The sequence below is a fragment of the Methylobacterium mesophilicum genome, assembly GCF_036441335.1.
Taxonomy (GTDB): Bacteria; Pseudomonadota; Alphaproteobacteria; order Rhizobiales; family Beijerinckiaceae; genus Methylobacterium; species Methylobacterium mesophilicum_B.
Map to the genome: position 1 here is coordinate 222,061 of NZ_MLBW01000034.1, position 12,382 is coordinate 234,442.

Consider the following 12,382-nt stretch of genomic DNA (forward strand, 5'->3'; position numbering starts at 1 on the left):
GCACCCTGCGGCGTCTCGGCCCGCGTCCCGATTGCGCACAAGCGATCCCTGCTGTGGTACAGCCAAGCGACAAGGGCCGAAGGCCGCAATCGGCGAGTCGTGGCAGGGGCGACGGGACAGTGACGGATCAGCTGGAACGCACGCGCTTCGAGGCGGAGTTCGCCCGGACCGACGCGAGTACCGACCCCTTCGTCTCCGCCGTGCGGGCGACGCGGATGCCGATGCTGATCACCGACCCCCATCAGCCGGACAACCCCATTGTCTTCGTCAACGCCGCCTTCTCCAAGCTGACCGGGTACGGCCACGACGCGATCATCGGCCGGAACTGCCGGTTCCTGCAGGGGCCCGAGACCAGCAAGGCCGACATCGCGAAGATCCGGGCGGCGATCGGCCGTCGCGTGCCGATCGAGATCGAGCTCCTGAACTATAAGAAGAGCGGCGAGCCCTTCTGGAATCGGCTCCTGATCTCGCCGGTCTTCGATCGCGACGGTGTGCTCACCTACTTCTTCGCGTCGCAGTTCGACGTGACGCTGGAGCGGGAGAAGCTCGCGCGGATGCAGCGCGACCGGGAGGCGCTCGAGCAGGAGGTGGAGCGCCGCACCAGCGACCTCACCCGCAGCGAGGAGCGGTTGCGCTTCATCCTGAAGGCCGGACGTTTCGGCTCGTGGACCCTCGATCTCGCCGACATGCGGCTCGTGGCCTCCGACACCTGCAAGGAGAATTTCGGCTGGGCCCCGGGCGAGCCGTTCAGCTACGAGGACCTGATCGCCGCGATCGAGCCCGAGGACCAGTCCCGCATGCGGGCCGCGGTGCAGGCCTCGATCCGCGAGCACAGCGACTACGACATCGAGTACCGCGCGCGCACCCCCGGCGGGGAGCTGCGCTGGCTGCAGATCCGGGGTCAGACCTTCTACGACGCGGTCGGTCAGCCGCTCAGCATGGCCGGCGTCTCCATCGACGTGACCGAGCGCAAGCGCGCGGAGGAGCACCGCGCCCTCCTGGCCGACGAGTTGAACCACCGGGTGAAGAACTCGATGGCGACCATGCAGTCGATCGCGCACCAGACCCTGCGCAACGCCGCCTCCCTGGAGGAGGCGCACAGGACCCTCGACGCGCGGCTGCACTCGCTCTCGGCCGCCCACGACGTCCTGACCCGCGAGAGCTGGATCGGGGCCACGCTCGGCGTCATCGTGGAGGGCACCCTCCAGGCCTTCCGCGGCGGGGCGGGGCAGCGCTTCCTGATCAACGGACCGGAGGTGTGGCTGACGCCGCGCCTGACGCTCGCCTTCACGATGGCGCTGCACGAGCTGGCGACCAACGCGGTCAAGTACGGTGCCCTGTCGAACGACCGGGGGCGGGTGATCCTGAACTGGGACGTGGTGAACGGGGCGACGCCGGCCCGTCTCTGGTTTCGGTGGGAGGAGGTCGGCGGACCCGCGGTGACGGTACCGGCCCGCGGCGGGTTCGGCACGCGCCTCATCGAGCGGGCGCTGGCCGCCGAGATGGGTGGCACGGCGGAGATCGAGTATCGCGCCTGCGGCGTGGTGTTCACGCTGGACGCGCCGCTTCCCGAGCGCGCGCCCGCCGCCGCGGAGGCCGAGGCCTGAGCATCGCGCGTGGCGCGCCCGCCGCCGGTCAGGTCATGCGCGTCAGGACGCTCTCGTTCCAGAGCCTGCGGTGCAAGAGCGCCATCGCGGCATGGCCGAGCACGACGACGAGGAGCGTGAAGCCCAGCCAGTAGTGGAACAGATCGGCGGGCAGCATCATCCACTCGATCTTCGTCTCGCGCGCCGGCATCACCGGGATGCCGTAGGGCGCGAAGGGCTTGCCCGAGCCATACTGGCGCAGCAGCGCGAGGCTCGGGACCAGGACCATCAGGAGATAGATCAGGGCGTGACCGGCCGCGACGGCGCGCCCCGGCGCGCCCGGGTGGGCGGGGCGCCGGTGAAGGTTCGCGAGACCCCAGACGCCGCGCAGGAGCACGAGCACGAACAGGGTGAAGCCGAGGGTGAAGTGGCTGCCGCCGACGAGGCGGGTGAGCGCCGCGTCGCCGATCGTGACGTAGAGCAGCGCGCCCGCGAACTGCCACGCGAACAGGGCGGCCATCAGCCAGTGAAATCCGCGGCTGACGCGGCCGTACTGCTCCGGCCCGTCCAGCCAGGCGGTCCGCGGCGCCGGGCCGTGGCTCCCGAATCCCGTCACGCGGCGTTCTCGGTCCACAAGTCGCCGGCGAGGCCGCCGCTGCGCAGGATCTCGGAGGCCGCGCTGGTGAGCGCCTGGTCCGGCCCGGGCTGGCGCAGGTAGGTGGCGAGATCGCGCGACAGCCGCTCGAGCGGATGGCCGCGCAGGAAGCCCTGCAGGCCCACCGAGCGCTGGGCCAGCTGCAGGACGTCGAGGCCCGCGCGCTCGACCGCGAGGCGGACCAGGTTGATGTAGGCGACGACGCGCTCGGGCGGCATCTCCGCGTCCGACGCGACTTGCGCCCCGCGCTCGACCCAGAGCCGCGCGCCCTCGACCGCGATGGCACCCTCGCCGAGGCGCGCCAGCTGGTGCGGATCGCTCCCCCGGCCGAGGCAGCCGAGATGGCCGCGCCAGGCATCGAACACGGCCTCGATGCCGCCGAGCTGCACCGCCGCGAAGCGCCACGCGCCGCCCGAGAAGGCCGGCTGCCGGAAGTAGTCGTCGGGCGCGCCCACCACGTGATCGGCGTCGAAGGCGAGGCCGGTGAAGTCGATCGTGCCCGTCGCAGAGGCGCGCATGCCCTGCGCCCGCCACGCCGAGAGGTCGGACCGCGCGCCGGCGTCGAGCGGCACCACCATCATCGCCGTGCCGGTCTCTCCCGGATGCCGCGCGGTGACGAGGGCGCGGGTGACGAAGCCGGCGCCCGACGCGAAGGTCTTCACGCCGCGGAGACGGCCGTCGGCCTCCGGGGCCTCGATCCGCAGGCCGCCTTCCCCCGGCTCGGTGTTCCAGACACCGAACAGATGGCCGGCGCGCGCGTCGGCGAACAGGCGGACCCGCTGGGCGGGAGAGCCGTACCGGGCGATGAGCTGGAGGGCGTTGACGTGTCCCTCGTAGAGCCGGCCGAGCGCGAGGCTCCCGTAGCCGACCAGCCGCAGTACCTCCGCCAGGGCACCGGCGCCCGGCTCCGTCCCGAGACCCGCGCCGCCGTGATCCACCGGGACGGGCGCGGCGAGCAGCCCGAGGCGGCCGAGATCGGCGATGTCGTCCCGCGGGAAGCCGTCGTCGCGATCCTGGGCGTCGGCGCGCGCGGGCGCCGACGCGGCGATCGCGCGCGCGGCCGCCTCGGAATCGTAGATGGGGTCGAGGCGAGTCCACTGATCCATGCGCCTGCCTTCTCTCAGATCGGCGCCGGGCACGGCGCGACGCCCGCGTGCCGCCGGTCCGCGGGCGTCGCGGCAGCGACATCCGGGCGAACGGTCGGCGGAGCTTGGCCGCGCAGGGTCGCGCGCTCGGGTCTCGTCACGGATGGGCCCTCATTACCCGCAGAAGATGCGGGAGATCCTAAGAAACTAACCTAAGACTGAGCCATCCTTTCCGCCGCCGCGGCTGCGGCCAATGCGACCGGTGTCGATCCGGGCCGCTCTCAGTTCAGCGTCCGGTTGGCGCGCAGCCGCGACACCGCCAGGTCGACGAAGGTTCGCACCTTCGCGGGCGCGTGCCGGCCTTCCGGGTACAGGACGTGGACGGGCAGCGGCGCCTCCTCATAGTCGGCGAGCACGATCTGCAGGCGGCCGTCCCGCAGGTCCGGGCCGATCTGGTAGTTCAGGACCCGCGCCAGCCCCCAGCCCGACCGGGCGGCGCCGATCGAGACCTCGTTCGTGTTCCCCTCCAGGGTCGGGTGGACGACCACCCGCTCGTTCCGGCCGAACCGCCATTCCGGCGACGCGAAGGCGCCGGTGGAGACGGCGATCCGGTGCCGCTTCAGATCCGCCGGCGTCGCCGGCACGCCGTGCCGCGCGAAGTAGTCCGGGGCGCCGCAGATGACGTGGCGCACCGAACCGACCCGGGCGGCCGTGACGCCAGAATCGGTCAGGTGGCCGATGCGGATCGCGACGTCGATCCCCTCCTCGACCATGCTCACCGGCCGATCGACGAAGAGGGTGCGCGCCGCCATGGTCGGGTAGGTGTCGAGGTAGTCGGTGACGATCGGGAGCACGTGCATCCGCCCGAACAGGACCGAGGCCGTCACCGCGAGCGTGCCCGAGGGCACGGCGTTGGAGCCGGCCGCCGCCGATTCCGCCTCGGCGATGTCGGCCAGGATGCGCCGGCAATCCTCGTAGTACCGGCTGCCCGCCTCCGTCAGCTTCACGGAACGCGTCGTCCGGATCAGGAGGCGGGTCCCGATGGTCTCCTCGAGCGCGGCCACCGCCCGCGTCACGGCCGGCGGGCTCATGTGCAGGAGGCGGGCGGTCCGCGCGAAGCTCGCCGTCTCGGCGACCTTCGCGAAGATGCGCATGGCCTGCCACCGATCCATGGCCTCGCTCCCGTGTTGTGCGGCCGGGTCGCGACGCCCACGCCCGGCCCGGCCGCGCGGCGGCCCGACCGCTCAGAAGCCGAAGTGGCTCAGGCCGGGATGGTCGTCCGGCCGACGCCCGAGGGGCCAGTGAAACTTGCGGTCCGCTTCCGTGATGGGCAGTTCGTTGATGCTGCTGTGCCGATAGCGCATCAGCCCGTCCTCGGCGAACTCCCAGTTCTCGTTGCCGTAGGCCCGGAACCAGTGGCCGCTGTCGTCGTGGTACTCATAGGCGTAGCGCACGGCGATGCGGTTGCCGGTGAAGGCCCAGAGCTCCTTGATGAGGCGGTAATCGAGTTCCCGGTTCCACTTTCGGGTCAGGAACGCCTCCACCTCCTGCCGCCCGTTCAGGAACTCGGCCCGGTTCCGCCAGCGGGTATCGGTCGTGTAGGCCAGCGCGACCTTGGCCGGGTCGCGGCCGTTCCAGCCATCCTCGGCGAGGCGGACCTTCGTGATCGCGCTCTGCTCGTCGAAGGGCGGCAGCGGCGGACGGGACATGGGGGACTCCTCAGGTTCTCGGGATGAAAGGGGCTCGAGGCCCGGCACAGGCGCGCCGCAGCATGATCGCGCCGCGCCGGTCCCGGAAGACGGAAAACGGCGTGGAACACGGCGTATCGCGCGTCAGAGCGCGAGCTGCACCCGTTCCGTGCCCTCCGCGGGCACCGCCGAGCAGATCAGCACCTCGTCCGCCGCCACGGCGGCGCTCGGTTCCTTGGGATAGGTCACCGCGCCGGCGAGCAGCTTGGTGCGGCAGGTTCCGCAACTCCCTTCGCGGCAGCTGAAGGGCGGTGCGAGGCCGCGGGCCTCGGCGAGGTCGAGGAGGCTGCCCGCTTCGGGCGTCCAGCGCGCCTCCTTGCCGGTGTCGAGGAAGGCGACCGGAACCGTCGCGGTGGAGGCCGGCGGGCGTTTGGGCACGGCCGCCGCCGGTCCGGCGTCGCGGACGAGCCCCGAGGGGCCGAAGGCTTCCGCGTGAATGCGGTCGTCCGCCACGTTGAGGCCGCGGAGCCCGTCATAGAGCGCCTGCGTGAAGGAAGCTGGCCCGCACAGGTAGAAATCGTAGTCGCCGAAGGCCAGGAACCGCGTGAGCAGGGCCATGTCGATCCGGCCCGCGGCGTCGTAGTCGGCGCCAAGCCGGGCATCGGACACGTCGCTGAGCACGCGCACCACCCGGACCGCCCCTTGCGCCGCCGCGGCGAGTTCGGACAGCTCCCGGTCGAAGGCGCGCTCGGCGCGCGTGCGAGCGGCGTAGACGAGCGTGGTCGGCCGGATCTTGCGCGTGCGCCGGCCCTCGTAGACCACGTGCCGGAGCATCGCGACGAGCGGCGTGATCCCGACGCCGCCGGCGAGCAGCACCGCCGGGCGCGTCGCGCCCGCGTCGAGGGTAAAGCCGCCGTCGGGGGCGCGCGCCTCGAGGATGTCGCCGACGCGGACCCGGTCGTGGAGGTGCCGCGAGACCGCGCCGTCGCGCTTCACGCTGATCCGGTAGGTCGGGTCCGACGGCGCGACCGAGAGCGTGTAGGTCCGGATCACCGGCGCCGTCGCTCCGGGCAGCGTCACGCGGATCGGGAGGTGCTGGCCCGCGCGGTGCGGGAGCCGACCGGCCCCGTCGTCCGGGACCAGGTGGAAGGACCGGATCGTGCGGCTCTCGTCGACGATCTCGACCACCCGGAACGGCCGCCACTGCGCCGCGTGCCCGGCCGCCCGGACGCGGTCGGCGGCCTCCGCCCAGTCGCCGGTCATCAGCGCGTTCGGAGACCAGCCGTCCGGCCGGAACGACCAGCGCAGCGGCAGGGCGCCGCGCCGGCGGATCACCCGGCGCGGCCAGAAGCTCCAGAGCCGCTCGGCGCCCTGGAAGGCGGCGATCTCGGGCGAGTCCAGGATGACCGCGGCGTCACCGGTCAGCTGCAGGAGATCGCCGGTCGCGAAGTCGGTGAAGACCAGACCGGCCCTTCCGTTCAGGAGGATGTTCCCGAGGGTGGCGAAGAACAGGTTGCCGGCGAAGTCGGGGATGGTGAGCGTGCCGTCCGCGGCGACGCGGACGAACCCCGCCTTGCCGCCGCGATGCGAGACGTCGACCTGGCGCCGGCCCTCGCGGTCGGCGTAGGAGGCCACGAAGAACGTGTCCGCCGCGCCGATCAGGCCGCGCGCTTCCGGGTCGAGCTCCGCGCTCTCCTCGGCGGGGACCGGCGTGGAGGCGCCCGGCTCGCCCGCGAAGGTCATGTCGCGGAGCTGGATGTATTGCGGGCAATTGCCGAAGCTCTGATCGACGGCGAAGTGGAGGACCCCGCCCGCCGCTGACCGGACGAGGCCGTTGACGCGGTTGCGGCGGCGGCTGTCCAGCGCGATCCCGAGGAGGCCTATAGCGTCGCCCTCGCGCGTTCCCTCCGACGCGGGGTCGGCCGGGTCCGGCCGGGCGGCGATGTCGAGGGTGGTGGCCGAGGGCGAGGTGATGAAGCCGGGGCCGCCCGCCAGGAGCGTGGCCCAGGCGTCGCCCTGCCGGTCGACGCTGCCCAGCACGACGAAGGGGATCTGCGCGAAGAACGCGCGGTGCTGATCGGGCATGAAGTCCCGCACCACCCGCTGGCCGATCACGGCCATCCGGTCGGCGGCGCCGACCGTCTCCTGGATGGTCGTCTCGCCGACATGCCAAGTCGGCAGCGTCGCAAGGGTCTGATCGTCGGTCATCTTCGCGCCCTCAACTCGCATCCGCCCCCCGGGCGCGGGCGCGCCCGGGGCCGTCCGGTCACGCCGCGGCCGTGAGGCCCGCGGGCGTCTCGGCGAAGGGCACGAAGCCCGGCAGGCCCTCGACCCGGCGCAGGAAGGCCCCGACCCGCGGGTAGCCCGACAGGTCCACGTTCCCCTCCGGGGCGCGGGCGAGGTAGCTGTAGACCGCCACGTCCGCGACGGTCGGCCGCTCGGCCGCGAGCCACTCCCGGCCGTCGAGATGCGCCTCGAGCCGCCCGAGCAGCGTGTGCGCCCGGGCGATCACCTCCGCCGGGTTGAACGTGGCGCCGAAGACCGTGATCAGCCGGGCCGCCGCCGGCCCGTAGGCGAGCTCGCCCGCCGCGACCGAAAGCCAGCGCTGGACCGCCGCCGCGCCGCGCGGATCCTCGGGCAGCCAGTCGGAGCGGCCGAGCCGCTTCGCCACGTAGACCAGGATGGCGTTGGAATCGGAGACGATCACGCCGTCGTCGTCGAGCACCGGCACCTGACCGAACGGGTTCATGGCGAGGAAGGCCGGCGTCTTGTGCTCGCCCGCCTTCAGGTCGACCTCGATCAGCTCGTGCGGGGCCTCGACCAGGGACAGGAACAGGCGCGCGCGGTGGGCGTGGCCCGAGAGGGGATGGTGGTAGAGCTTCATGACCGTCGGTCTCCGTCGGGGCCGGGATCGCCCCGGGCCGTGAGGGGAGAATGCCGCCGCGTCCGGGCGAGCAGAATACGCGTTCTGCACAGTTCATCATTCCGGAGATTGGAATAATCGCGCCGGCCGGTGGTGCCCCGCGCGACTCCGCGTCAGCCGATGCCGGTCGGCCTGCGCCCCGCCTCCGCGGCTTCAGGCGCCTCTGAGGCGCGCTCGCGCGTATGCCGGCCGGCGACCCCGGGAAGCAATCGCCAAGACGCCGGTTCCGAAACGACTGCGCGGCACTTGACACAGAGGCCATAACCGAGGAGCCTAGTTTTCAGGCGCGGGGCAAAGCTGCCCAGTTTCGCGCCAATACGTCACCATCTTTCTCGGCGATGCCGCCCGCAGTGCTCACGCACTGGCGGGCTTTTTGCGTTCTGAAGGATTGCATGGGCCTGAGCCATCACCGCGTCGGCATCCTCTTCTCCGCGGACGGACCCTACGGTCTCGTCGGCCGGGCGATGCTGAACGGCGCGCTCCTGGCGGTCGAGGAGGTGAACGCGCGCGGCGACTGCGTCCTCGAGCCGGTGATCTGCGATCCGCAGGGCGCCCTCGCGGGCTATGTCGCCGGGGCCGAGCGGCTCCTCGGCGCGGGGATCCGCCACGTCGTCGGCTGCTACACCTCGTCGAGCCGCAAGGAGATCATCCCGATCTTCGAGAAGCGGGACGCGCTGCTCTGGTATCCGTCGCATTACGAGGGCTTCGAGACCTCAGCGAATGTGGTCTATACCGGAGCGGCGCCGAATCAGCACATCGTCCCGCTGGTGCGACACCTGCTCGCCGGGGGCGGGCGCACGGCCTACTGCATCGGTTCCAACTACATCTGGGCCTGGGAGAACAACCGGATCCTGCGCGAGACGCTGGCGATCGCCGGTGGCGGGGTCGCGGGCGAGCGCTACCTCCCGGTGGGTGAGACCGCCTTCGATCAGGTGATCGAGGCGATCCTGGCCGCGAGGCCGGACTTCGTCTTCAACACGCTGATCGGGATCTCGGCGTACCAGTTCTTCCGCGACTTCCGGAGCGCCTGCGCGGCGCGCGGCATCGACCAAGCCCGCACGATGCCGGTGGCGAGCTGCAGCCTCGCCGAGCCGGAACTGGAGGCGATCGGGCCGGAGGCGGTCGACGGCCACTTGTCCTCCAGCGTCTACTTCACGTCGATCGACACGCCCCGCAACCGCGCCTTCATGGCGGCCTACGCGGCGCGCTTCCCCGGCGGACCGACCCCCTCGGCGGATGCCGAATCCTCGTACATCGCGGTGCATCTCCTGGCGCGGGCGCTGGTGCGGGCCGGGACCGAGGACGCCGCGACGGTGCGCCGGGCGGCCTGCGCCGACGAGTTCGAGGCGCCCCAGGGACCAGTGCGCCTCGACGAGACGACCCTCCACGCCTGCCTGACCCCCCGGATCGGGCTCTCGACGGCGGCGGCCCGCTTCACCATCGTGGCGCAGGCCGAAGAGCCGGTCGCGCCGGACCCCTACCTCGTGCGCAGCGATCCGCGCGTCGTGCCGGTGAGCCGGCGCCCGCGCCTGCGGGTGGTCCCATGACGACGCCCCGGCTGATCCAGAATTTCAGCGGCGCGCAGGCCCTGCTGATCGCGCCGCCGAGCACCGCCACGGACGTCCTGGCGGGCACCCTGATGAAGCTCGGGCTCACCGTGGCCTCGGTCGTCCCGGCCGGCGAGGCGCCGTGGCTCGACTTCGAGATCCTCGATCCCGAGCACCACATCGTCATCGTGGACGGCGACCTTCCACTGCCGGGCCTCGCGGCGAGCGCCGTGCCTGACCTGCCGCCGGTCCCGGTGGTCGGCCTCGTGGGCGTCGAGGCGCCGAGCCGGCTCAAGGGCCTGCTTCAGCTCGGCGCCACCGGCCTGCTGCGCAAGCCGATCCACGGCGCCTCGGTCTACGCCGCCCTGTTCCTGGCGGTGAACGAGCACAACCGGCGCCGCCTGCTGGAGGAGCGCCTGGCCCGCCACGAGGAGCGGCGGCGCGGCCGGCGCCACGTCGTCAAGGCGATCCTGCGGCTGATGCAGGAGCACGGCCTCGACGACGACGCGGCCTACGAGACCCTGCGCCGCGACTCCATGCGCGCCCGGCAGCCCCTCGAGGCCTACTGCGAGGCGCTGGTGCGCGCCCGTCCCGCGGTCGCGGCGCCGGCCGCGCCGCCGCGGCTCGCCCGATCCTGAGTTTCCGTCGCCACCCCGAAAACGAGGACGCCCTGATGCCGAGAACGCCCCGCGGATCCCGACTGCCCGCCCTCGCGGCCGCCCTGCTCGCCGGCGCAGCCCTGGCCGCCCCCGCGGCCCGCGCCGCCGACCCGATCAAGCTCGGCGTCCTCGAGGACCAGTCCGGCGACTTCGCGGTCGCCACGATCGGCAAGGTCCACGGCATCCAGCTCGCCGCGGACGAGATCAACGCCGCGGGCGGCATCGCCGGGCGCAAGCTGGAGCTCGTGATCTACGACACGCAGTCCGACAACACGCGCTACCAGGAATTCATGCGCCGCGTGCTCCAGCGCGACAAGGTCAACGCCGTCTTCGCGGGCTTCTCCAGCGCGTCCCGCGAGGCCTACCGGCCGATCGTCGACCAGCTCGACGGCTTCGCGTTCTACAACAACCAGTACGAGGGCGGCGTCTGCGACGGCCACATGGTCGTCACGGGCGCGGTGCCGGAGCAGCAATTCTCGACGCTGATCCCGTGGATGATGGAGAAGTTCGGCAAGCGGGTCTACACGATCGCGGCCGACTACAATTTCGGTCAGATCTCGGCCGAGTGGGTGCGCAACATCGTCAAGGAGAACGGCGGCGAGATGGTCGGGGAAGAGTTCATCCCCCTCGGCGTGTCGCAATTCTCGCAGACGATCCAGAACATTCAGAAGGCCAAGCCCGACATCCTGATGACGCTGCTCGTCGGGACGGCGCAGGCCTCCTACTACGAGCAGGCGGCGGCCGCGAACCTGAAGGTGCCGATGGGCTCCTCGGTCAATATCGGCCAGGGCTACGAGCACAAGCGCTTCCAGCCCCCGAGCCTCGCCAACATGTACGTGACCACGAACTACATCGAGGAGGTCGACAGCCCGTCGAGCAAGGCCTTCCTGGCCAAGTGGAAGGCGAAGTTCCCGAACGAGCCGTACGTGAACCAGGAGGCCGAGAACTCCTACCTCGCGGTTTACCTCTACAAGCAGATGGTGGAGCGGGCGAACGGCTCGACCAAGCGCGCCGACCTGCGCAAGGTCATCGCGGCGGGCGACGTCTGCGTGGACGCGCCGGAGGGCAAGGTCTGCATCGACTCGAAGAGTCAGCACGCCTCCCACACGATCTACCTCGCGAAGGTCGACGAGAAGCACGCGATCTCCTTCCCGAAGACCTGGGACAACATCCAGCCCTACTGGCTCGGGAAGGCCGGCTGCGACCTGACGCAGAAGGATCCGATGGCGCAGTACACGCCGAGCAACCCGCCGAAGCCCTGAGCCGCCGGGACGGAAATCCGCGCGCCGCGGCCCCGGGCCGGAGACGACGCGACATCGCCGGGGCCGAGGCCCCGGCCCACAGCCATCACGATCGGGCCTCCGGATGGATCTGCTGACTCACGCCTTCGCGTTCCTCTACCAGATCGGCGACGCGTTCTCGTTCCTGGTCCTCTCCGCCTGCGGCCTCGCGGTGGTGTTCGGCATGATGGGCGTGATCAACCTCGCGCACGGCGAGCTGATCATGTGCGGCGCCTACGTCACGGCGGCGACCACGCGGGCGGGGCTGCCGCTTCCGCTGGGGATCCTGGTCGGCGCGCTCGCGGCCGGGGCCGTCGGCATGGTGATGGAGCGCCTGGTCATCCGCCACCTCTACGGGCGGCCCCTCGACACGATCGTGGCGACCTGGGGCATCAGCCTCGCGGCGACGCAGGGCACGCTGATCCTGCTGGGCTCCAGCATGCCGGGGATCGGCACGCCGCTCGGCAGCTTCACGGTCGGCGGCTACTCCTACTCGACCTACCGCGTCGTGTTGATGGTCGCCGCCGTCGCGGTGCTGGCCGGGCTCTACCTCGCCTTCAACGCCACCCGCTTCGGGACGCTCGCCCGCGCCACCATCCAGGTGCCGCACATGGCCGAGGCCCTCGGCGTCGACACACGCACCGTCTACGCCCTGACCTTCGGCCTCGGCGCGGCGCTGGCGGGCCTCGCGGGCGGGCTCTACGCGCCGACCATGACCATCGTGCCGACCATGGGGACGACCTTCATCATGGAGGCCTTCGTCACCGTGGTGGTCGGCGGCGCCGACATCTTCCTCGGCACGGCGCCGGCGGCGCTCGTGCTGGGCACGGTGCGGGCGCTGCTCACGACGTGGCAGGGCCAGCTCTTCGGCCAGATCGGCCTCCTCGTCGCGGTGATCTTGGTGATCCGGGTGCTGCCGCGGGGCATCTCGGGCCTGATCCTGCGCGAGCGGGCCTGAG

Annotated in this window: 11 protein-coding genes; 5 read left to right on the top strand and 6 right to left on the bottom strand. The window is 71.7% G+C overall.

Features of this window, described 5'->3' with window-relative positions; translation table 11 throughout:
• Positions 1–119 precede the first annotated feature (119 nt).
• The gene (locus tag MMR14E_RS21755; protein WP_331317162.1) at positions 120–1,607 is read left to right on the top strand and encodes an HWE histidine kinase domain-containing protein; all 1,488 of its coding nucleotides are present in this window, start codon (positions 120–122) and stop codon (positions 1,605–1,607) included.
• A gap of 28 nt (positions 1,608–1,635) precedes the next feature.
• Here MMR14E_RS21755 and MMR14E_RS21760 read toward each other — a convergent pair whose 3' ends face one another.
• The 6 genes from MMR14E_RS21760 to MMR14E_RS21785 all read right to left on the bottom strand — a co-directional run bounded on the left by MMR14E_RS21760 (position 1,636) and on the right by MMR14E_RS21785 (position 7,898).
• Entirely contained in the window at positions 1,636–2,202 is a 567-nt protein-coding gene (locus MMR14E_RS21760) for a cytochrome b (protein ID WP_419539393.1), read from the bottom strand.
• Entirely contained in the window at positions 2,199–3,347 is a 1,149-nt protein-coding gene (locus MMR14E_RS21765) for an acyl-CoA dehydrogenase family protein (RefSeq protein ID WP_331317163.1), read from the bottom strand. Before MMR14E_RS21765 ends, MMR14E_RS21760 begins: the two co-directional genes overlap by 4 nt.
• A 260-nt stretch (positions 3,348–3,607) precedes the next feature.
• Positions 3,608–4,498, bottom strand: a complete 891-nt coding sequence (locus tag MMR14E_RS21770; RefSeq protein WP_331317165.1) for a LysR family transcriptional regulator — start codon at positions 4,496–4,498, stop codon at positions 3,608–3,610.
• A 72-nt stretch (positions 4,499–4,570) separates the two neighbouring features.
• Positions 4,571–5,035 (bottom strand): nuclear transport factor 2 family protein, encoded by a 465-nt coding sequence (locus MMR14E_RS21775; RefSeq protein WP_331317167.1) that lies wholly within the window; start codon positions 5,033–5,035, stop codon positions 4,571–4,573.
• A gap of 123 nt (positions 5,036–5,158) precedes the next feature.
• Positions 5,159–7,222 (bottom strand): pyridoxamine 5'-phosphate oxidase family protein, encoded by a 2,064-nt coding sequence (locus MMR14E_RS21780; protein WP_331317169.1) that lies wholly within the window; start codon positions 7,220–7,222, stop codon positions 5,159–5,161.
• Between the two features lie 58 nt (positions 7,223–7,280).
• Positions 7,281–7,898, bottom strand: coding sequence for a glutathione S-transferase (locus MMR14E_RS21785; RefSeq protein ID WP_331317170.1), 618 nt, complete (start codon positions 7,896–7,898; stop codon positions 7,281–7,283).
• 431 nt (positions 7,899–8,329) lie between these two features.
• Between MMR14E_RS21785 and MMR14E_RS21790 the strand changes: the two genes are divergently transcribed.
• The 4 genes from MMR14E_RS21790 to MMR14E_RS21805 all read left to right on the top strand — a co-directional run bounded on the left by MMR14E_RS21790 (position 8,330) and on the right by MMR14E_RS21805 (position 12,381).
• Positions 8,330–9,484 (top strand): transporter substrate-binding domain-containing protein, encoded by a 1,155-nt coding sequence (locus MMR14E_RS21790; RefSeq protein WP_331317171.1) that lies wholly within the window; start codon positions 8,330–8,332, stop codon positions 9,482–9,484.
• Positions 9,481–10,122 (top strand): ANTAR domain-containing response regulator, encoded by a 642-nt coding sequence (locus tag MMR14E_RS21795; protein WP_331317172.1) that lies wholly within the window; start codon positions 9,481–9,483, stop codon positions 10,120–10,122. The genes MMR14E_RS21790 and MMR14E_RS21795 overlap by 4 nt, the downstream gene beginning before the upstream one ends.
• Positions 10,123–10,157: 35 nt before the next feature.
• Positions 10,158–11,405, top strand: a complete 1,248-nt coding sequence (locus MMR14E_RS21800) for an urea ABC transporter substrate-binding protein (RefSeq protein ID WP_331317173.1) — start codon at positions 10,158–10,160, stop codon at positions 11,403–11,405.
• 103 nt (positions 11,406–11,508) lie between these two features.
• Positions 11,509–12,381, top strand: coding sequence for an ABC transporter permease subunit (locus MMR14E_RS21805; protein WP_331317175.1), 873 nt, complete (start codon positions 11,509–11,511; stop codon positions 12,379–12,381).
• Position 12,382: the final 1 nt, after the last annotated feature.